Below are 22088 nucleotides of genomic sequence, written 5' to 3'. Positions count from 1 at the left end.
TTATAAGAATTTACGAGAATCATGATTGTAGGATTTTTTAGACTTTCTCGAAGTTTCGGATGAAATACCTGCCCGAATCCGTTACGATATAATTTTAACGTGAGTTCGACGGTTGAAATCTTGGGCGAATAAGAAACTCGAGTGCGTTCGCTCCCTGAACGCCGACCCATAGGAAGGCGTTCACTGAGTTTCCCGGGTCGCTCCGCAGCTCGCGAATTTCATAGCTAAAATGGGCTCGCGACCTAACGTTGCGACAGCGGGCAGCAACGTTTTGAGTTTCCCGAGCGACCGTAGAAGCGAGACGCTGAGTTGTTCGCTTGAACTAAAGTGTTGCTGCCTGCGGTCGCAACATAATGTTCCAATTCCTTCGGAATTAAACTCAATATTTCTCCCTGGTGCTGCGACCCTTAGGGAGCAGTGCCACTTTAGTTACCCAAGTCGTTCGAGTAACTCAACGCAGAGCTTTCCTAAACTCAATCTCACTCCCTATGAGTCGTGAGATAGGTCGAAATATATAATCGCTTTCGCATTTGTTATATCGAACTCACGTTAATTTTAAGGATTCTAGAATGAAAAACAAAACCTTCCTACTTCTGTTCGCGACTGTTTTGATTTGTTTGGGAATCTTTTTTTTAAAGTGGAAAGGACTTTTTGCGACCCAAAAAAATTCCTTGGAAGTTTCGGTCGTAATACCTGGAAACGACAATGAAAAAAGACTCCTACTTTATGAATCGAGCGATCAAATCACCTTTCATGTTTTAGTAAAAAACGTTTCCGATCAGGAAGTCCGAATTTGGAAGGATTGGAATAGCTGGGGTTTTCATAATCTTTCTTTTCAAATACAAACGAATCGGGAAAGTTTAAGGATATACAAAACGAAAGATCGGGAATGGAATAAAAACTTTCCCGATTACTGGAGCATCAAGCCGAACGAATTCGTAATCTTGAATGTAAACTTCGACGTAAAGACCTGGCCGAAACCCCGCGAATGGAATCGATCGAATCCAAAAAACGATCCTGTTAAAATCAAATGTTTTTATGAAGTAAAAGAAAGCTTTGAAAGCAGAAAGTATAACGTTTGGACCGGTTCCATTGAGTCCCCTTTCGTTGCAGTATGGATTTATCCCGATTTTTGAAGAAGTTATCTCAAAGATGACCTACAACCTTTTGAAACTTCGTTTCCGGACGAAGTAAGGGGTTGGAACTCACGTTAATAATACCTACGTTTCAAAATTCTTCCGAGTTCTTTGACAAAGGGAGAATCTTCCGAAGCTCCCGGATTCAGCCGGTTTAAATACGTTTTGGCCCAATTCTCCGCTTCCTCGTATTTTCCCTGATCCCCGTAGATTCTCGCGATCAAAGTTACGGCCTTTTCCAACTGATCCTTTCGGGGATCGAGTTCCGGTTTTTTCCGCAAAAGTTTTACGAGTTGCAAAAGATATCTTTTTGCGGAATCTTTTCGATCCGTAGACGAAAGCATCTCTCCCAAAGAAAGAAGGGAAATCGATTGGAAGTTCTCAGGAGCCTCCGTAATGATTTTGAGATACTGTGTTTCCGCTTCCGAAGTTTTTCCGTTTCCTCGTAGAACGCGAGCGACCTCGAAAACGGCCTTCCATTTTTCATCTTCGGAATCGATCTGCTCCGTGATCGAATTCGTGTCGTTCGAATTTTCTGCAGTCAATCTTGCGTCTTCCAACCGGGACGCGTTCGCCGATTTTCCTTGTCCGGAAGATTGGTTGAATTCGCTTTTTGCGTTGTTTCTCTGATTTTCTCTCAGACGTAAAAGTCCCTTTTTATATCCGCTTTCGGACGGATCCTCTTTTTTTTTGTCCTTCTTTTTTTTCAGACTTGTTTTTGACGTATTCGGAAGAAGCGTTTTTGCCGGAAGTTTTGCGTCGGGATCGCCGGACGGATTTTGTAAGGATTGCGAAGTTTCGGAAGAAGAAACGTTAGTCGTCTTTGAGCCGTCCATCGGTAAGGAATCCTTGTTTGAAGGTTCTTCGGAAGATAAGTCCTGGGTCAAAGAATCCTTCTTTGAAAACGTGGAAGCCTCCGTAGAAATGTCTTTCGATTCCGGCCCGTCCGTTTTTGTTTCGTCCGGTTTTACGATTTTGAAATTTTTTTTCCGGGATAAGTCGGTCGTATTACTTTCAATTTCAGAAACACCCGATTCTTCCGGAAAAGGAAGGGGCATGTCCGCAAACAAGGAACTCGTGATGACCAAAATAAAAAAGATCGGTAGGATCTGGAAAATCGAAAGTTTCATCGAGGTTCGAGGGCGCTTTTACTTTTAGGCGGTTTCGCCAAACTCGGACGATCTTTGTCGGATGAATTTCCATTTCCCCGCTCCGATGAAATCATTCCGGGATCGTCCGGATTCCGATTTGCTTCGGGTGTTTTTCTCCGATCTTCGTCCGGTAGTGTGTCCGATTCGGTCGGAAGTTTCGGAGTTCCGACTCCTTCCCTTCTCCCATCCCGCAAAGGATCTTTTCCTTCGGGGAGGTTCGATTCCGGTAAAAGTCCGCTCTTAGGTTTTTCTCTCTCGTAACGATCGATTTCAAGTTGGGACGATTCTCCCGTTAGGGAAAGATCCGGGTCGCTGAAACGAATCGATCTTCGTTTGCGATTATAATTTCGCTCTATGTCTTCCAAAAACAATGCCTTACGATCCAATTCTTTCGCCTGATCGTCGTACGCCGCTCCTTCCTTTCCTCTTTGAATCCCGATGAGAACCGCCAAGGAAACTCCCAACGCGGCCAAAGAGATTCCGGTATATAAAAGCGTTTTCTGAACCTGAGGCGGCAAATTGCGGGATAGGCTGTCGATCGAGGAAAATCCTGACTGAAGTTTATCTTTTACATTGAGATCCATCGTTTTATTTTCCCATTCATCCTATTCGGAACCAGGTTTCTAATCTATCTTTAATTTCGGTTGTTTTCCCAATTCTACCGACAGAGAGAAAATTCTCGATCGGTTTTTTTTGATCCTCGTTTTTCTCGTTCGGACGTTCTAGTGGATAGATTTCAGAAATCAGATCTTATATAGAACTCGCGTAAAATCGTACAACTCTGCTGAAAATTCTTTCCAAACATTCAAGTTTTTTCCGGAGATTTCGATTGTAAAAGGGAGAATGATTTCTACACTGAAACCCCGAATGAGCGACTCCCTTAAGAATTTCACAGATTCTCTCTTAAAGGATCTGGAAGAAAACGAAAACGGATTCTTTAAAATAGAAAACGAGGACGGGCTTGCCTATCTTTCCGTTTTTCCAGCAGGTAAAAAAGGGAAACCGGTCGATTCCAAAGAGATCCTCAGGAGAATCGAACTCTTTCAAATCTCGGAAACCTCTCCCACGGTAGTGAAGGATCTCGTCCTGAAATCCGACGGACTTTCGCATCTCATCGGAAAATGGCCCGGCAAACCCGAAAGCTCCCGCATAGAAATCGAGATCTCCGAAGAACGTATGAAGGCTTATCTCATTTTTTTTCCTCCCAAATACGGCGGTAGAATCTTAAGCTCCGAACAGATTCAAGAATCGATTTTTCAAAGAGGAATTCAATTCGGAATTCGAAACGAAACCGTCCATCAGCTTTCCGAGGAACCGGAATACGGGAAAAAAATCCTAATCGCGGAAGGTGTTCCTCCCGTTCCCGGAAAGAACGGGGACATACGGATTTTATTCATTCATCCCGCGGCTCCCAATCTGGAAGAAGACGAGTTCGGTAGAGTAGATTTTAAGAATATTCAAATTATACAAAGTGTTGCCAAGGACCAAAAACTTGCGGAAAAAACTTCTCCCCTACCCGGTAAGGAAGGAAAAAACGTGTTGGGAGAAATTCTCCCTTATGATTCGGGAAAGGAAGCGGAGTGGAAACTCGGAGCCAACGTTAGACTATCATCGGAAGGAACTTCGGTTCATTCTCTGATCGACGGAAGACCGATCCTGGATCGCCAAGGAACGATTCGAGTCGATGAAATCTGTCATTTGGAGAACGTGGATTTTTCCACGGGAAACGTTAATTTTCCGGGAACCATCATCGTAGAAGGTTCGATCGCGGACGGTTTTACCTTAGAAACGGAAGGTTCCATCATCGTTAAAAAATCAGTTGGAAAAGTTTTTCTCAAAGCCGGAGGAGACGTCGTTTTATCCGGCGGATTTATGGGAAGAAACGGGGGCCTCATCGAATCCGGAGCCGACATCTATACACGTTTTGTGGAACAAGGAAAACTGATCGCAAAAAACGCGATCTTTATAGAAGAAGCCTCGATGCACTCGGAACTTGTCGCCGGAGAATCGGTGGTAATTCGAGGAGGAAGAGGAGAATTGATCGGTGGAAGTTGTGTCGCCGGTAAATCCGTCATCTGCACTAAGTTAGGTGCAATCGCCGAAACCAAAACGTCGGTCTCAGTCGGAATCCGTCCCGAACTTTTAGAAGACTTGGAAAAGTTACGGTCCGAAGTTCAAAAAAATCAGGACATTTTAAAAAAAGTGGAACTGAGTCTCGTAAAATTAAACGAAGATTCTCAAAGAAGACAACTCACAGCCGAGGAAAAGGAAAGTATTCCCAAACTCTCCTCGATCAAACAGAAATATTCAGGAATTTTAAACAACCTTTTAGGGCAGGAACAATCCGTAATTATGGGATTTGAACCGGACAAGGATTCTTATGTGGAAGTGGAACACGAAATTTTTCCGGGAGTCGATATCTATCCGGGCAAGGGTAAAAACTTCAAAGTCCGTCTGAAAGAAATTCCGGGACCGTCCTTTGTATTTTTAGGAAACGACGGAAATCCCCAAATCACAAAAGTAAGGCCCAAACGATTGGGAATATTACAAGAAGAGAATTAAAAGTTATAAGTAATCCAGCAAATCCCCTCTCCTGAATATTGCAGACAACCTCCTTGGATCTATATTATCCAATCCACTTGGAAACAAATTCTGTAGCGCGTTTTCTAATTTCGCCATCGCATCCAAATATAATCGATCTCTATTCGTTTCAAAAAAAAGTTTAATCGTTTCAAAATTTTTATGCGTAATATCTTTCAAAGAAATATTAAATTTTTCTAAAATTGCAGTTCCCATCATCATTCCTAAAAAATAATTGCTATAAGGCAAATGAGGGTGTTTTGTGTATAGATCGATTCGCTTTCTCTGACTATCACAATAACGATAAACTAAAACTGCAATAACAGCTTGTGCAGAATTAAGATTCATGAAAATATCATCATAAAATTTCCCAAACAGTTCGGTTCTCTTAAATTTTGCCTGGTGCGGCCTCTTTCTCCAAATCGAAAAAACCGATTCAGCTACAACTGAAGAAGGAATCGTATCAATCGAACTTACCGTTTCCTTTTTTCTTTTATAATTATAACCTAATTCTTTAAAATCAAATTCTAATTTTTTTTGAACAGCGTCATTGGCTCTTAAATCTCTTAAATCCACCGGATTCTGACTATTCGTTGCAATCGTGATATCATTAATTAACTCATCGATATCCTGCCCGGAAAGTTCATATAATCGAACTAAAATAAAAACCTGAGAATAATCAAGATTTGGGTTTTCTTTTATAGTATTTTGAATTGTTTTACATGACTGCCCCCCGTTGATGATCTGCATATCCTCAACACTAACATTCCAGTCGTCACCTTGCAATGCATTGTATGAAAATTTACTGCAAACAATCGTAACCCCGTTATTATAAAAATAAAAGTTCTCTTTTTTGTTTCCAATTAAGGTTTCTTTTATAGATTCATTGACTCTGTTTTTATTCAACCCCAAGTATCTTCTAATATTACGTTCCAAAAGCGAATCTCCGTACATTTGGAAAAGATTTGCAAATTCCAAAACATTTACTTTTCCTATCAAGACTCTCTTATAATTAAAATCGCCTACAACGCTCTTCCCTGAAAAATGCAAAGACGCTTTAACACCCTTCTTATTTTGTAAGAATTCAATAATGTCATTATGGTTAAAATGTTCAAATTGAACTTGATTCGTTGGAAATCCGGAATTACGAATATGGTTATCCCCCTCCTGAGTCCAAGACAATCCATTATTGGTGCATACACATTTTACTAAAGGTATGTATCCGTCGGCGACTAAGGATCTAATTTCTTGAACCCGAGGTTTTAAATCGTCATTCATTAAGATTGGTTTTGAAGGATCAAATATGGATCCAACTGCGCTAATTAATTTCTGAATCGCAGTCGCTGGGAAATTAGAATCTTTTTCTAAATCGGAAACATACTTAGATTGAAAAACAGTGACTGAGAATTCTATATCATTTATATCGTCTATGTATATCGAATCTACCCCTGCATCATTTCCGCCATCCGTTAATAAATTATTGGCTTCTTCCAATTCAATTCCAAGATAAGTCGAAGTGGATAAAATTGTAAATGCCTGAGAAATTTTCAGTTTTTCTTGAACTATTTTTTCAAACCAATGAGGATAATCCTGAGTGATTTTTTTCAGCCGTTGTTCGACGATATGTTTATTTATATCCATAGAAAATTACCTTTACGATTCCTACCAAATTCATCTTCTTTCGAATTTTTTCAATCAAGCAACATATATCGCCTACAAAACTCCCTTTTACATTAATTCTTATTTTTTTTCCGCGACGATACGCTTTTTTTCTTAGGTTTACTTTTTGGTTTTGGTTCGGGAAGTTCCTCAGCGGTAATTTTGATCAAAGCGCTGATCCATTCTTTGTTTTCAAATTGATCCGGAATCAAAAAACTCGGTTTTGCACCCGGATAGGCTGGCGCTTCCTGTACGTTTCCGATCCATTTCCTACCACCCTCGGTCGGTTTAACAAAAAGGCGATTATCACAAATCAGGGCTACAATTTTACCGCCGCAATAAATCGCATATTCTCCGAACATCTTTTTGGATGTGATGTGCCCTGCATTCTCCATTTGATCTACAATAAAATCTACGAAACTTGAATCTGAAGACATTTTGCTTCTCCTGTTCTTACCAAGATCCGCCTAACAAAAATTAGGTTCGTTAAATCGCGCCCTGAATCATTCTGAAAATTGAATATACTCTATTCGTCTTTCGACGGCTGAAACAGTTCCTGACAGGAAGAAATCCCCCCGCCCTCCATTTCCTCACAAGGAACTTTGAGAAGATCCTCCATGCAGACTTTCACTTTGGCAATCTGCGCGTCCGTGACTTTTTCGTATTCGTCGGGCAGAATGTTCTGATCCTTCTGTTCTTCCATACACTGATCCACGGAATACGCTGTGTTCTCCGAAGACTTTTCGGAAGCGGGTAAGGTTTCCAGATAACGACTCGCGCATTCGGCCGTTTTCGTACAAAGGCGGGTGAAATAATCCTTACTGAGTTTTTGAACTTCTTCTTTGGAAATGGAAGGACCTTTTTTACAGGTAAAAACAAAAATAATCGAAAAAGCTAATATAAAAAAACAGAATATAGATCGCTGCAACGAATTCATTTTAGTTTAGTAAGAATCAGTCTGTTTCCTTCCGGTAGGGATTGATCCAGATAAAAATGATCCGTGAGTTTTTTCACGAGATAAAGACCGATTCCTTCCTCCCGATAATCATTCGGCTCATATCCTCTGATTTCGGAAAGATTTTTCTGACTTCCGAAATCACGAATTCGAATTTCCATACGATTGTCAAAAAGATTGATTTCTATGAAAATCGGTAAATTTTTTTTGCCGCCGTAGGAATGTTTGATGACGTTGAGGAGACATTCTCCGACTGCAAGTTTTAGATCGGCGGAATCGCCTGCGGTAAATCCGTTCTCGAACGCCAGATTATAGATCAAACTTCGAACAATGGACAAATAACGTGGATGAGAAGGGATCTGTAATCGAAACAGGTTTTCTAAACTTTTCTTTTTTCCGGAATCCATTTCGAGTTCAATTCAATTTTTGTAATCTAGAAAATCACATCCTCTTACTTCGATCCGACGATAAATCCCAGGCAAGTAAAAAAGATAAATCCTAACCCACCTTAAATAAAAACGACTCAACCCGCGAGGCACGTTAGTCGAGTTTATGGGAGCGACCCGCAACACGATCCTTTCGGCTTGAAAGATCAAACGCAATTTCAATTTTTACAATTCGACTCAACCTCTCGGATGAAATTTCTTATGAACTTCTTTCAAGGTTTTATTCGCCATATGCGTATAAATCTGAGTCGTGGAAATATCGATGTGGCCCAAAAGTTCCTGAACCGATTTCAAATCCGCGTGATTTTCCAATAAGTGAGTCGCAAATGAGTGTCTGAGAGTATGAGGGGTTACTTTTTTAGCGATGGACGTTCTTTTGATATAGTGATTGAGAAGTCTCCAAACCGACTTGCGGTTGATATAAGAACCTTTTTTGGAAACGAATAGATATTCGCAGCTTCTCGTTTTGAGAATAAAAGGACGGCTCTGTTTCAGATAACGATTCATGATATCCAAGGACTTTTCTCCGAACGGAACCAGTCTTTGACGACCTCCCTTTCCTTCCACGGTCAGCGTCATTCCATCCAAATCCATGTCGCTTAATCTTAAGTTGCAGGCCTCCGAAATTCTAAGGCCGGAAGAATAGAGTAATTCGAAAATACATTTGTCTCTGAGTTCATAGAGATTATCTTCCCGTATGGCTACGAACAATTCCTCGATTTCATCTTGAGTCAGGTAATCCGGAATACTCCGCATCACTTCCGGAGTTTCTATCTTTTCAGTGGGGTTCGTATCGAGTTTTTTTTCGTCCTTTAAAAACTTGTAAAATTGTCGGATCGCTACCACTTCTCTCGCGATCGTTTTCGAACTGATCTTTCGATCCTTTTCCTCGTTCAAAAACCGCATGATATCATTCGCCTGAACTTTTAAGAAGTCGATATGTTCCTTTTCCAGAAAGTTCTTAAACTTGTTCAAATCGTAACCGTAGGAATAAATCGAGTTATCGCTTAGTCCCTTTTCTACGGAAAGATATTCCTGGAAATTTTGAAGTAGGTTGTTATGTGAAGATGTCACTGTTTTTAGTCCCGTCTGAAATGTTTAACAAGTACTAAATCCTTCGGACATTTCCCCTCAGGAGAATTAAACTTTTTTATGTTGCCTAAAGGCTTTATTGGAAAATTCTAATCGAAACCTCGGACAAAAACCTCCTAGGTTTTCTTTTTTTCGAATGATGAGAGTAAAAACTTCTGTATTTATGAGACTAAATATCCGATATGTTTTTTTCTCTTTTTTCCTTTTGTTCTTCTGCGTATTCTGTTCCTCCGACGAAGAAATGATTTGGGACGCGAGAGATTCACTTTCCAGGGGAAATACGGCGGAAGCGATGCGTCTTTACGAAACGGTTTTGAAAAAAAATCCGACTCATTTGGAAGCGAACCGCACTCTCGGAATGATTCTCGCAGACAGCGGGCTCGCCCTCAATTCCGCCGCGTTTTATCTGGAACGAGCCGAATCTTCTCTTCCGGGAGATTCCTTCCTTTTACTCTATCTCCTTGAAATTCATTTACAAGAAAAAGACAGGGACAAAACAAAACGAATCCTAGAAAAATTTTCCAAAGCGAAAGACAAAGAAATGGAAAGTTATGCGATTTTTCTAAAGGACTGTCTCCTTGAAAAAAAGAAAAACGGATCTGAATTCAATCGATACAAAACGAGTATGATCCCTTCTCTGTTACCTCCGGCAAGACGGTTGTTTTTAAAATGTGAACTTTCCCTCTACGCCGATCCTCCTTCATGAAATTGTATCCTAAAATCATTCTTTCGATTTTTGTTTGCATCGCGTTAGGCGAAATTCTGATGAGAATGGTTCCTCCGAACGGTCTCGTTTACAAACTGAGAGACAAACAAGTCCACTGCATCGAAGAAAGGGAAATTCCGGAAATCATGCTTTGTCCGGATTCCGACACGACCCTACCCCATCCCGCAGGTTTTACGTTCCGAGTTAGGGTGAACGAACGCGCGGAAAGAATCGTCTCGGAGGAAAAGACGATACCGGGAGCCAAACCCGAGGTTTGGTTGATGGGAGATTCGATCGCCTACGGTTTCGGACAAAACGATTCGGACACGATCGCCTGGAAATTGCAGGAGGCTCTCACCGGATTCCAAGTTCGAAACCTAGGAGTGGATTCTCTCGGCACAGGCGGAGTTCAAAGAAAAATGGAAAGAACGATTTTTTGTAAGGATTTTTCGAAGAAGGATTGTATTTTACCGAAAGCGGTTTTTTGGATCTATCATCCTTCGGATTTACAGGACGTTCACAGAGAATTCTATTTAAGAAATTCCGCATATGGTAGATGGCTCTTTCGAGGTTCGGTTTTTTTATCCAGATACAGCGCCCTTTACAATTACTTCAAAATCCAAAACGAAAACGGAAGATTGAAAAAACTCCGTGAGAACGGTCCCGAAACGATTCCGGAAACCCTTACCGATTATCCGGACGATCATCCGTCTTTCCAAGAAATGAGGACCTTCTTTGACGTTTGCAAAAAACTGAATATTCCATTGACCGTGGTTTTGTATCCGAACGGAACCCATTCCTTGTCGATGCCTCTTGTTTACACTCCTTTGCTGGATCGGGTCGCCACGATCGCAAACCAAAAAGGAATTCCGGTTTTAGACACAAGACCCGATTTTATACGGGAATACGATCGAAACAAAACGGACTTTTATCTCCAGAACGACGGTCATCCGAACCCAACTTCCGCGAAACTGATCGCAAAAAAAATATTAGAAAGAATTTCCGTTCCGTAAATTCCGTCTTTTGAGGTCTCTGTTGAAAATAGAATGCGATAAAACATTCCAACGAGTTTTCCATGAAAAAGGCGCAGTCCCTTCAAAAAAGTATTTTAGAATATTCTAAAATAACGTAGTTCGGTATAACGAATGCGAAAGCGATTGATGTAGTTCGATACAAAACCGCCGATCTTGCGTCAAAATAAAAAATCAAAACTGAAAATAAAGAAACGGCTGACTTACGGTCACGCTGTAGAGAATAAAACCGACGAGCAGCATCATTCCCGCCAAAGGATAAACGACCCAGGGTTTACTTTGAAGACCCTCCATCCAAGTCGGCCTCGTTTCTTGAAGGTAATCCGCTCCGAATAAAACGACGACCGCGGAAAAAACCGCAAACGGAACTTGAATGGCCTGACCGTTTTCCAAGGCGAAAGTCCGCTTCATCATCGCAAACGCAAGTTCCAAACTCGTATTGTATCCGTATTCGGGTGACGGTTTGGCTCGGAAAAAAAACATAGAGAAGGAAAAGATCAAAAACGAATACGAGTATTTGAACCATTCCGGAACTTTATCCCAACCTCGTTTTAAAGTGGAAAAGGAAAAAACAAATCTTTCCAACACCATCACGAATGCGTGACAAGCTCCCCAGAAAATAAAATTCCAATCCGCCCCGTGCCAGATTCCGCTCACAAACGTTGTGAAGAACACGTTAAAGTAAGCTCGGAAAACACTCACTCGATTTCCGCCCAAAGAAATGTAGATATAATCTCTGAGCCAGGAGGAGAAGGAAATATGCCATCTTCTCCAGAGTTCGGTGATGGTTTGCGCGAGAAACGGTCTCGTAAAGTTTTCGGGTATGGAATATCCCAAAATTCTTCCGGTTCCGATCGCAACGTCCGAGTATCCGGAAAAATCGCAGTAGATCTGAAAGGAAAATAAAAACGCCGCTATAACCAAGGAAAGGGAATCGTAAACTCCCGGATTGGCGAACACCGGGTCGATAGCCAGAGAAATCGGATCGGCGACGAACGTCTTTTTAAAAAGTCCCCAAACAAGTTGTCTGATTCCGGGCAGGAGATTTTCTTTTTTATAGGTATAATTTTCCAAAAATTGATGGAGCATATCCTGGGCGCGGATGATCGGCCCGGCTACAAGCTGAGGGAAAAACGAAAGAAAAAGTCCGAACTGAAACAGACTTTTCGCTCGAGGTACGGTTCCGCGGTACACGTCCACCGCGTAGGAAATAGCCTGCAGCGTAAAAAAGGAAATTCCCATCGGAAGGATGGCGCCCGTTGAAGAAAGATAGGAAGGATCGCAAGGTTTCGAGTCCGTAAATACGTTCCAAGCGTGAATGGAAAAATCCATATATTTGAACACGTAAAGTAACGCTAAATTTCCCCAAACCGCTACATTCAAAAATAATAATTTTATAAATTTTGAATGTGCGTTTTCCATCCCTTTGACCGCGTAATACGTCAATACGATCGAATAGATCAAAAGAAGAACAAAAGGAATTTTGAATATGGCGTAAAAATACAAACTCACAACCAAAAGCCAAAACCGTTGAAATTTAGCCGGAAGCCAAAAATAGAGTACAATTACGAGAGGAGCAAAGATGAAGTATTGAACCGAATTAAAGAGCATTTTTTTCCAATTCCTTGAGCTGCTTTTCCAAAGCCCGTTTTGCCCATCGATTCCCGAACACGGTCAAATGTCCGTCTTCCGGTATGAAATAATCCCGAATCCCCGAAAACTTTTTTCCTCCCCGAGTTTCGATCGTTTCCCCGCACATCTCTCCGGTTTCTTTTCTGAGTTTGAGTACGGGAACTTTTTTCCTTTCAAAGTAAGCGGCTGCACGTAGCGCGTAGTTTTCCAAAGGATGATAAAGACCTCGGTTTCTACAAAAAATTTCTTCCACCTGGATCGGCATCAGAATCACAATCAGCCGAATTCCGTTCGACCGAGTGTATTCCACCATTTCGTCGTACGCTTGTTGTGTGATTTTCGGAAGAGGTTCGAGAGAATCGAGGGAGGGTTCTTTATCCTGACAAGAAAAATAATCCGGGATCGGTTCGGGACAATATCGACTTTTATATTCCTCTCGGCTCATGATATCCGGATTGGGAGCGGAAGATATATTCCGTTTTTCGAATGTTTTTTGCGCGTTCGGATCACATTTATTTTCCGGGGTTCTAAAGAAGGAATCCTTCATATATTTTGCGGGAGTTTGTTCGACGGTCGATTCGGAGGAAAGTCCCGTGGAATTCCATTCCGATCTCATACGAAACGTCGTGAACGCAATCTGGACCTTCAACTGTTCCAATGCCAGTTTCAAAGCCTGAAGTGTATAAGAGGCGCGGGAAAGTTCGAATTGAATCCGAAAATTTCGGTTAAAACTCGGGTCCTGATTTCGGATCTCGTCCACCTCGTCGTCCGAAAGCATTCCCTTGGCCCTGAGTTCCTCCGGAATCGTAAAATCGTTTCCGGAAACGAAAAAAAGAACTTCCTTCAAGTTCTTTAACTTGGGAGCCATGTCTTTCAGCCTTCGAACCGCACCTAAGGAACCGTAGGCGTCCACGGCCAAATTCATCGTTTGTCTCGCTCCACCTTTCAACTCGATCCCGTTCAACTGATGACAAAACGTATCTTCGTCGGAAACTCCGAATCCCATTACAAGGCTGTCCCCTAAACAGGCGAGCTGGGATTTTTTCGGATCCGGCTCTTCCAAACCTCTCATTCCGAGGGAATTGGTTCTGAATCTGCCTTCCCATTTTCCCGCAAAATGTCGGATGTAAATGTCCTGGTTGGGCGCCAAGTCTACGTAATAAACCGGATTGTATCTGTGAAGAATCTTTTGGTCTCTATAAAATTGAAGGGAAGGAGACCTGAGGACGTTGAGAAGAATTTCCGTTCCCAAAAAAACGAGGATGAAAAATGCAAGGATGGACCCTGCCCAGGAGAAAAATCCTTTCATGGATAGAGGAGAGATTGGAATACAAGGCTTGTCTGGCAAGCGAATTCTCCCTTTTCTCCTTCCGGGTCAAAAACCTCATATCGGATTTTAGTTTGTTAGGAATTGAATACCAAACCCTTGCTTCCTCGTATCTCGCTCGTAACGAAAAACTAGAAAACTCACAACTTCCATCGCGGGTTTAGAGAAGTTCAAATTTATGTTCCGATGACTCACTGTGCGTAAAAAATTTCTCAAAACGACCTCGAAAAAAGAATCAGAGAAAAACTTTCAAAATTCTCCCAGGAAAAAAGGATCTACTTTACAACCGAAGAGTCTAAAAAGAGATCAAGTTTAGAATCATTCTAATTCGAGGAAACATGGCCCACAAAATTGTTATCATAGGTTCCGGACCAGCCGGACATACGGCAGCGATCTACGCTGCAAGAGCCAACTTAAACCCGTTGATGTACGAAGGTTTTATGGCGGGTGGAATCGCTGCGGGCGGACAGCTCACGACCACGACCGAAGTCGAGAACTTTCCCGGGTTTCCAAACGGAATCGACGGAACCCAATTGACCCAACTCTTCCGGGACCAATCCGTCAAATACGGCACCAAGATCCTGACCCAAACGATCACCAAGGTGGACTTTTCCTCCAGACCGTTTCGACTCTGGTCGGAAGACGAACTCATAGAAGCCGAAGCGGTCATCATCGCGACCGGAGCGACCGCCAAAAGAATGAACGTAACGGGTGAAGATTCCTATTGGCAAAGAGGAATTTCCGCCTGTGCGGTTTGCGACGGAGCCCTTCCGATTTATAGAAACAAAGAACTCGCCGTCGTGGGCGGAGGGGACTCGGCCGTGGAAGAGGCTTCTCACCTCACTAAGTTCGCATCGAAGGTATATCTAGTTCACAGAAGAGATTCCCTTCGAGCGTCCAAAATCATGCAAAAGAGAGCGACCACTCATCCTAAGATCGAAATCATTTGGAACTCTCAAGTCAAGGAAGCCAAAGGAGACGGGAAAAATCTCACTACCCTGACTCTGGAAGACACGGTAAACGGTCAAAAAAAGGAACTTTCCGTCGGAGGGCTTTTTTACGCGATCGGTCACAAACCCAATACGGATATTTTCCAAGGAATTCTGGATTTGGACGAAAGCGGTTATATCAAAACGATTCCCGGTTCTACAAAAACGAGCATCGAAGGAGTTTTCGCCGCTGGAGACGTTCAAGACAAGATCTACCGTCAAGCGGTCTCCGCTGCGGGGTCCGGTTGTATGGCGGCCCTCGACGCGGAACGTTGGCTCGAATCCCAAGAAGAATAAGAATTTTAGAATATTCTTATTCTTTTGTGAATCCGAATGATCCGTAAAAAGTTCCCCGTAAGTTTTTGCAAAATACAATCGATTTACTCATCGAATCAGAAGTTCGTTCGGTGTGGGACGGGACTTACGGAGATTTTCGGTGAAAAAACGGTTCAAAACCGTAAAAGATTGACAGGTTTCCGTGGGAACCTCCCGCGTTTTTCTTTTCGGGTTTTGGGAGTTTATCCGATTTTCAGCGTGAAAACATTGGATCGCAAGGTGCGCTCGGTTCCACAAATCTCTCAATTCTACAAATTGCATTGCGTCAAATTTAAAAAACAGAGATATGTCAGGGATATTGAGTCAATGGGCGTTGTCAGTCATCGGCCATGCGGATCTGTGTAAATGACGTTAGAAAAAAGCTCAACGTCAAACACGCGTTAGTTTTCATTACAGGCCATCAATGGATTCGGTAATCCCGCGATCTTTGAGATCCTTTTCACTGAGCCCAGTGATTCGGAGAATCACTTCCAACGTGATTCCTTCCGAAAGCATATTGCGTACCATTTCGATTTTACCTTCGATTTTACCTTCGATTTTACCTTCGATTTTACCTTCGATTTTACCTTCGATTTTACCTTCGATTTTACCTTCGATTTTACCTTCGATTTTACCCTCTTCTCTCAGTTTTTCAGCGGTAGTCATGCTCAAATCCTCGTATTTCTCTAATTTAGATCTGTTTAAAACCTTGGAAATTTCCTGTGGTTGAATTTCTCGGACGTTATAGATATATAAAAACAGTTTTTTGAGAATTTCAACCCTTTTCGATTCGTTTTGAAGACTCCCCAGTAAATCCAACGATTCACTCAAATGTTCTAAAAACTCGTCGTCCCCTTCCCAAATCTTTTGGATCACTCCAAAAACCACGCGTAAGGCCACACTTTCCAACTTGTCCAAATCCGTTTTAGAAAGATCCAATAGATCCAGTTTGAAATCGGGAATGTATTCCCCCAAAGCCAAACTCTCCTCCGGTGTCAGGGAAAATCTCCCCGAAAAACGATTTCCTAAGGTCCAACCTTTTTGACCGTGATAAAAAACGAACGGCAAAATAACCGAGTATTTTTTCTCGTTTTTATACTGAGACTTGTAAATGGCCGCGATATAACCCAAAAGCTGACTGAAAACGGATTCGTCCAAATAACTCTTGTGTTCGAACAAAAGATAAACGTTGGCAAAACCGCCCGATTTTAACGGGATCTTAAAAAGAAGGTCCGTTTGTTCCTCTTTGAGTTTTTCCGAGATAAAATTAGAAGATGAAAGCTCTAATTTAGATAGATCTAATACGTTTTTTACCTTAAGGGGCAACTCGCAGTCTAAAAAAGAAATCGCCTCCGTTGTTTCTTGAAACATCTCCCGGACAAATCTGTCGTGTGGATTAGTGATCTCGGACATGATCTTTAAAAATTGAGTTCTCCTTTTTATAGTGTTTATCGTTAGAGAAAGCCGGAAAAAATTTGGAAAGAGAAAACTTTCACGATCGTTAGAAAAGGACGTATAACGCGGATTTTAACGGGAGACGATTCTTACGTCCACTTTACCGGCGACAAAACGAGTTTCAAAAATCAAAATTCTTACGGTTTATCGACCAAAATCCCTCTTGCGTTTCGAATATCATAAATATAGAATGTGATTTCGGGAAGTTTCGAGTTAACCGCTTTTTTCTTTTTGGATTCTTCCTTTTCCTCTTCCAAAGAAACGATCATCACCAATCGTTCCTTACCGGTGGAAGGCAGAATTTTTTCCAAGGAGTATTTTCTCGGAAGAACACCCACGAGAGTGGCGGTTCCGGGTTTATAAACAAAAACCTGTCTGCGATCTTTTTGATTTAAAAATCCGTCCTTGTTTGTATCTTCCGTCATTCCGACCAGGATGAGATTTTTTCCCGTGGAAATTCCCGGAGCTAAAACCGAAACCGATTCCGACTCTTCGGTCGTTTCTCCGATTTCCCCGTCCGTACCCGTAAAATAATCCCAGATATAGACGTTTCGATGAAACAACTTACGGGAAGTCCCGGATGTTAAATCGATTACGGTAAGGTTTCGAGCGTGATTCAGGATTTTTCTGTGACCCGCGACCGTTTCTCTGGAAAGTTCAAACGGATAAAAGAGATAACGTTCCCAAAGTACCACGGAATGATCGAGCAAATCCCCGCTTCGATCCGCGGGAGTCGGAGGTTCTTCTTTGGAAGAACCCGGCTCGACTAACTCCACACCTCTATCTAAAATGAACCAGCTTTTGGAAAGAGTAAAAACCAAAATCCCTAGGACGATGATCCCGAACGTGTAGACTCCCAGCCGGATTTTTTCCATGAGTAGAAAAAAGCTCGGGAAAAGACCAGGTCAATGAAAAAAAGCTATTTCGTCTCTAAGGCGTAAGAACGTTCCGGGACGGTCAGATAAGAGGAAATTTCACCCGTATCTTCCCGATGCCTCGTGTTCTGATTGAAGGTATCTAGAATGATCTTTCCATCTCGAACAAAGTTATAAAGATAATTTCCGGGTTTCATTTTTTTGATGAGAGTAAAAACTTCCTTATCTTTTTTTAAAACGTCCTCTTCCGGATCCCAATGATTGAAGTCGCCGACGAGAGCAACCGTCTCCGCTTCGGGCGCATAAATTCTAAACTCGACGGTTCTGTATTCCAATTCCTCATAGGGAGAATCTTCCAAAATCCGAGTGGTTACGAGTTTGTCCTGTCTCGAGGATATGGCGATCAATCTAGAAACTAAGGAACCGTCTCCGTCTTCCACCGAATCGGAGTTAGACGGATCGTGCGTGAATAAACCGTCCACTCTGAATTTGTATTCCAGTATTTTGAGTTCTTCCCGAATCGTATCCCTACTCTCCGGATCGAACACAGTATAAAAAACTCCGTGATCGTTTTTCTTCAGTGGAATACATCTCCAAAGGGAAAAGTTTCCGCAAACGGAAACGTCCTCGTTTTCGATTCCTTCAAAGGTGAATAAAATCCCCCGGTTGAGAAGTTTTCCCGTTTCCAAAGATAAGGAAGAATCCATGTAACGAATGTATCGAGGAGCCACCGCCTTTTTTAATTTTTCCATCTGCCAGTAGTAGTAGATCTTTTCCTTTTCCACGGGTTCTAAAAAATCTTCGTAGTCTTCCGATGAAAAGGATCCGATCCAATTCCCCGCGTCATCGGCGCCGATGGCCACGCTAATCGTTAAAAGTAATGTTAATAAAATTTTAGTGATTGGGATCGATCTCATTCTGGATACAAGTTCGATCAGTTTTCAAAAAAGCATGAGGCAAATCCGAAATCTCTTCCGCAGAAATCGAGTCGAGTTCGATAGAGGACATAAATTTTTTTTTCGATTCGGATCGGGTTTACTCGGTTTTGAAATGAGTTTTTTCCTTGGAGAATTTACGAGCCTACCGATATAATTTAGCAGGATATCATGGCTGAGGCGAATTCTACCCCACTGAACGAAGCTGAATTAGAGCAAATTCGTTCTATTTTAGAGCCTCTATCCAAAAACCCGGACATTTCGGAAGAACTCAATCCGATGCTTTCCGTATTTCGTCAGAAGATGGGATACGGAACTCAAAAACCTTCTCAAGAAGAAGAGGAAGAAGAAACACAATTCCAAGAACCCAACCGAGACACGGACGAAGAAGAAGATTTCGAGGATGAATCTTCCGAGCCCGAAAGCCCGAAAAGACCTCCTACCAAAGTTTTCGAAGACGATGACATCGATTTAGACGAACTCTTAGCGGAGCCTACACAAACTCCTACGGATGATTTTTCATTTGATGAAGAACCTGTTCCCCCAATCGCCGATTCCGGTGAAGCCGATCCATTTGCGAATTTTGACTCCGAACCCTCTCCTACGACGTCGGAAGAAACGGACGCACTGGAAGATTTCGGACTTTCCGAGGAACAACCCGCGCCGACGGATGACTTCTCTTTCGGAGAAGAAACCGCAGCGGACCCGTTTGCCGATTTGGGCGCCCCTTCTGCCGAGGATCCTTTTGCAGGAACGGGAGAAACAACGGAAGCGGATCCGTTTGCTGGAAGTGGTTTTGGAGCGGAGGATGCCTTTTCACCCACTCCGTCTTCCGAAACGGATCCGTTCGACACGTTTACTTCTACGCCGGAAACTTCTGCGGATGATTCCGACCCATTTGCGGGAATGGAAGAAACGGAAAAACCCGCCGGGGAAGACGATTTCGGTCTTTCCGATTCGCAGACTTCGGGAGGCGAAGATTCCTTTGATGACTTTATGTCCTCGGAGCCGACGACCGGCGGGGGAGACGACGATTTTTTCAGTTCTCCCGCAGACTCCCCTTCCGATCCGTTTGCGGACTTCGGCGATTTAGGTTCTCCCGCCGGTCAGGATCCTTTTTCGGATCTTTCCCCATCCGCCACGGTTTCCGAAGATCCTTTCGCGGACTTTACTCCTTCCGAAGACACGTTATCCGACATACCGGCTGACGCAGACCCCTCTTTCGATTCTTTCAGTTCCGACTCGGATGCAGGCGGAGAAGATTTTGATTCCGGAGGTCTGGAAGCGGACCTACAAGGACTTGCGACCGAAGAAAAACAGGAAATCGACAAGGGACTCAAAGACGAAGAACTTGCTATCATCCAAAAGGAAATTCTCAGATATCCGCCTTCCCTTCGTCGTGCGGTGATCGACGCGATCGTTCAAGATCGACTTACTCCCAGAGATCAAAAAGGGCTCTTAGAATTAATCAAGATCGAAAGTTCTCCGGAAGAAATCGCGGACTTCCTCTCGGGAGTTCTCGGAGAAACCGTTTCCGTTTCCCAAAGAATGAGCGGTTTTTCCAAAGACGGGGTTCCGATCATCTCGACGGATCCTCTTTATACAAAAGAAGGACTTCAAAGACAAAAAAAGGCGATCCGAAGGACGATCATCACGATCGCCGCTACGCTTTTCTTTGTAGTCGGCGGAACCTTATTTTACAGAAACTTTATCATCCCGAATCAAGCGGCTCAGTATTACGATCAAGGTCTTACTTTGATTCGTGAGGCGGGAGCGTATCCGAAAAACAGCGAGGCCAGGAAGAAAAAATTTCTAGAAGCGGAAGAATCCTTTGCCAGAGGGGAAAACATTCTTCCGAATCATCTCAAATATTTGAACCTATACGGCGTGGAATACACGAGAGTCGAAGAATACGATCGCGCCTTTGAAAAATTATTCGGCAAGGTCAGTCCCGATTTCGGCGCGGGTACGGAAGAACCCGCTTCCAACTCTTGGGACAAACGGGAAAAGGTTCCCATCATCGCTTTTGCCAAAGGGCAAACCTGGGATAACGGTAAACTTCCGATCGCGGGTAAAATCGGAAACGAAAATCGTATGATTCTTTTCGCTCAAGACGGAATCCAAAGAAAGATTTTAAAGGCCGGAGCCTATATCGTGATGCGTTTGGAAAAACAAACACACGATCATCCGACATATAAGAATCTGGGAAGATTTCATTCTTCCATCATGCCTTCCTTTACGGAATCCTCTCTCGGAGGAGGAAAGTATAAAAACGATCAACTCGCGATCAACTTTTTTAAACAAGTTTTTACGGACGGAAACGAACCTTACGAAGAGGAATCCACTGCGGGAATCGCAAAGATCTATTACAATCGAAGGGAATTCGGTAAGGCCGCTTCGTTTTACAATAAGATCGTTGAGATCGATCCTTCCAGTCCGGTCGGAGAAGGCGGCCTTCTCTCCACTTACATCGAAATGTGGAAGGAAGACGGAAACCCTCAGTTCGTGATCAATCATCACAGACAGATCAAAAACAATCTGGATATCGAAAAAAAACTTTCTCTTCACGTTCTTTCCAAACTCGCTTCGTTTTACACGGACTTGAATAAAAAAGAATTAAGAATTCGTTATAATATCAATCCGATGGATCAGGTTTCCGGTATGGAAGTCAACGACAACGCCCTTCAAATTCTGGATCTCATCTATCATAAAACGGAAGAAGATCCGGTTACCGGAACTAAAATCGAAGGTTCCGATTACGCCGAAGGATACTATCAAAGAGGCAGATATTTTGCTTCGATCAAGGAATCGATCCAAGCCAGAAGATTTTTTGAAAAAGCAGCCGCTCTGGATCCGGCGCATTTTCTCGCGTCCGTGGAACTTGCGGAAAACGCGATCCGTCAGGCAAACTTTTCCGAAGCGGATAAATTGTTAAACGAATCCCTCAAACGTTTTGAAAACTACAAACAAAGTTACGGAGCGAGAGAAGAAGACGAAACGCTCATCCAAGGAAACGTCGGTCGGATCTATTTTGATAAGGCGAGAATTCAGTATTTATCCGCGGCGGGAATTCATGAAAAAGATAAAATCACCGAATTTCCGGGCCGTAAGATTTATCCGTTCCGAGCAAGAGCCGCTATGAATACGGCCGCTAAAACGAGATCCATGGAACTCAAAAATTCCCTGGAAGGATTTTCCAAAGCGGAATCGGTTCAAGCCGACGAAAACGAATTCACTTTGATCCGCAGATGGAGAACCCCTCTTCCCGCCGGAATCCAAAGAGAACTTCGTTATTTCAAAGGTTGGGTGGATTATATGAGCGGGGATTTTGCGACTTCCTTGAACGAATGGTCCGGCTTTGAAGACGAGGACGAATACAATCATCCCACGTTACTGATGGGTAAAGCGAACGCCTTTTTTTATACGGGTCAGTATAAGGCGAGTTTGGGAAACTACCTCAAGGTTCAAGACGATATGGAAGAGAAACTTTTGAATATGGGGCTTCCGAAACCCGACGATCCGTACCATCAGGAAGTCTACCAGACGTTAATTGCCGCTTACAATAATATAGGCGCCGTTTATGAAAAACAAGGCAATACTTCGGAAGCTCTGAAACACTACTGGAAAGCGATCGAAACCGCTAGAAAGATCAACGAGGTTTCCGAAATCGCGATGTCCAACAAGGACCTTATGTTTAAAAAAGAAGCCATCGGTCAAGATCCTCTTCTGGAAGACTGGCTCTCCCCTACCTTGGACAGCGTTAAGAAGTTGGCGAGGGAGTAAGAACTTTTTGACGGCGGACTT

Annotated in this window: 17 protein-coding genes and 1 pseudogene; 6 read left to right on the top strand and 12 right to left on the bottom strand. The window is 42.8% G+C overall.

The window, feature by feature from the left end:
- The first annotated feature begins 569 nt into the window (after positions 1-569).
- Positions 570-1136, top strand: a complete 567-nt coding sequence (locus LEP1GSC060_RS18220) for a hypothetical protein (protein WP_003010515.1) — start codon at positions 570-572, stop codon at positions 1134-1136.
- A gap of 74 nt (positions 1137-1210) precedes the next feature.
- Here the strand turns inward: LEP1GSC060_RS18220 and LEP1GSC060_RS18215 are convergent, their stop codons facing one another.
- Together LEP1GSC060_RS18215 and LEP1GSC060_RS18210 are read right to left on the bottom strand one after the other, a co-directional pair.
- Positions 1211-2266 carry a tetratricopeptide repeat protein gene (locus LEP1GSC060_RS18215; protein WP_003010593.1) on the bottom strand — a complete coding sequence of 352 codons (1056 nt, stop codon included), beginning with the start codon at positions 2264-2266 and terminating at the stop codon, positions 1211-1213.
- The gene (locus LEP1GSC060_RS18210; RefSeq protein WP_003010602.1) at positions 2263-2871 is read right to left on the bottom strand and encodes an LIC_11485 family protein; all 609 of its coding nucleotides are present in this window, start codon (positions 2869-2871) and stop codon (positions 2263-2265) included. Before LEP1GSC060_RS18210 ends, LEP1GSC060_RS18215 begins: the two co-directional genes overlap by 4 nt.
- Before the next feature lie 283 nt (positions 2872-3154).
- Here LEP1GSC060_RS18210 and LEP1GSC060_RS18205 point away from each other — a divergent pair, with 283 nt between their 5' ends.
- A complete protein-coding gene (locus LEP1GSC060_RS18205; RefSeq protein WP_003010596.1) occupies positions 3155-4849 on the top strand; it encodes a DUF342 domain-containing protein in 1695 nt (564 codons plus the stop codon).
- A gap of 3 nt (positions 4850-4852) precedes the next feature.
- Here the strand turns inward: LEP1GSC060_RS18205 and LEP1GSC060_RS18200 are convergent, their stop codons facing one another.
- From LEP1GSC060_RS18200 to xerD, 5 genes are all read right to left on the bottom strand, one after another.
- Entirely contained in the window at positions 4853-6508 is a 1656-nt protein-coding gene (locus LEP1GSC060_RS18200) for an AIPR family protein (RefSeq protein ID WP_003010550.1), read from the bottom strand.
- 92 nt (positions 6509-6600) lie between these two features.
- Complete coding sequence (locus tag LEP1GSC060_RS18195) at positions 6601-6963, bottom strand: TfoX/Sxy family protein (protein ID WP_036097115.1); 363 nt, start codon at positions 6961-6963, stop codon at positions 6601-6603.
- 89 nt (positions 6964-7052) lie between these two features.
- A complete protein-coding gene (locus LEP1GSC060_RS18190; protein ID WP_003010578.1) occupies positions 7053-7463 on the bottom strand; it encodes an LA_2478/LA_2722/LA_4182 family protein in 411 nt (136 codons plus the stop codon).
- Complete coding sequence (locus LEP1GSC060_RS18185) at positions 7460-7888, bottom strand: ATP-binding protein (RefSeq protein WP_003010555.1); 429 nt, start codon at positions 7886-7888, stop codon at positions 7460-7462. Before LEP1GSC060_RS18185 ends, LEP1GSC060_RS18190 begins: the two co-directional genes overlap by 4 nt.
- Positions 7889-8104: 216 nt before the next feature.
- The gene (gene xerD / locus LEP1GSC060_RS18180; protein WP_003010560.1) at positions 8105-9001 is read right to left on the bottom strand and encodes a site-specific tyrosine recombinase XerD; all 897 of its coding nucleotides are present in this window, start codon (positions 8999-9001) and stop codon (positions 8105-8107) included.
- 97 nt (positions 9002-9098) lie between these two features.
- Here xerD and LEP1GSC060_RS18175 point away from each other — a divergent pair.
- Positions 9099-9710, top strand: a pseudogene (locus LEP1GSC060_RS18175) (tetratricopeptide repeat protein); the annotation flags it as partial.
- Between the two features lie 11 nt (positions 9711-9721).
- Positions 9722-10738 (top strand): LA_2486 family SGNH/GDSL-type esterase, encoded by a 1017-nt coding sequence (locus LEP1GSC060_RS18170; protein WP_003010548.1) that lies wholly within the window; start codon positions 9722-9724, stop codon positions 10736-10738.
- A gap of 192 nt (positions 10739-10930) precedes the next feature.
- On the opposite strand, the gene LEP1GSC060_RS18165 is transcribed toward LEP1GSC060_RS18170, so the two are convergent.
- Positions 10931-12367 (bottom strand): MBOAT family O-acyltransferase, encoded by a 1437-nt coding sequence (locus LEP1GSC060_RS18165; RefSeq protein ID WP_003010542.1) that lies wholly within the window; start codon positions 12365-12367, stop codon positions 10931-10933.
- The gene (locus tag LEP1GSC060_RS18160) at positions 12357-13697 is read right to left on the bottom strand and encodes an LA_2490 family SGNH/GDSL-type esterase (RefSeq protein WP_003010520.1); all 1341 of its coding nucleotides are present in this window, start codon (positions 13695-13697) and stop codon (positions 12357-12359) included. The genes LEP1GSC060_RS18165 and LEP1GSC060_RS18160 overlap by 11 nt, the downstream gene beginning before the upstream one ends.
- Before the next feature lie 356 nt (positions 13698-14053).
- On the opposite strand from LEP1GSC060_RS18160, the gene trxB reads away from it, so the two are divergent.
- A complete protein-coding gene (trxB, locus tag LEP1GSC060_RS18155) occupies positions 14054-15001 on the top strand; it encodes a thioredoxin-disulfide reductase (protein ID WP_003010536.1) in 948 nt (315 codons plus the stop codon).
- 429 nt (positions 15002-15430) lie between these two features.
- On the opposite strand, the gene LEP1GSC060_RS18145 is transcribed toward trxB, so the two are convergent.
- The 3 genes from LEP1GSC060_RS18145 to LEP1GSC060_RS18135 form a co-directional block, all read right to left on the bottom strand.
- Entirely contained in the window at positions 15431-16390 is a 960-nt protein-coding gene (locus tag LEP1GSC060_RS18145) for an Rpn family recombination-promoting nuclease/putative transposase (protein ID WP_003010557.1), read from the bottom strand.
- Positions 16391-16611: 221 nt separating this feature from the next.
- A complete protein-coding gene (locus LEP1GSC060_RS18140) occupies positions 16612-17349 on the bottom strand; it encodes a hypothetical protein (RefSeq protein ID WP_003010573.1) in 738 nt (245 codons plus the stop codon).
- Positions 17350-17393: 44 nt separating this feature from the next.
- Positions 17394-18266: an early set domain-containing protein gene (locus LEP1GSC060_RS18135; RefSeq protein WP_036097109.1), complete on the bottom strand. Its 873-nt coding sequence runs from the start codon at positions 18264-18266 to the stop codon at positions 17394-17396.
- Between the two features lie 189 nt (positions 18267-18455).
- On the opposite strand from LEP1GSC060_RS18135, the gene LEP1GSC060_RS18130 reads away from it, so the two are divergent.
- Positions 18456-22067, top strand: coding sequence for a tetratricopeptide repeat protein (locus LEP1GSC060_RS18130; RefSeq protein ID WP_003010544.1), 3612 nt, complete (start codon positions 18456-18458; stop codon positions 22065-22067).
- Positions 22068-22088: the final 21 nt, after the last annotated feature.

It is taken from the genome of Leptospira weilii serovar Ranarum str. ICFT, from assembly GCF_000332415.1.
In the GTDB taxonomy this organism is placed as follows: Bacteria; Spirochaetota; Leptospiria; order Leptospirales; family Leptospiraceae; genus Leptospira; species Leptospira weilii_A.
This window is presented reverse-complemented; position numbering and strand designations above follow the sequence as displayed.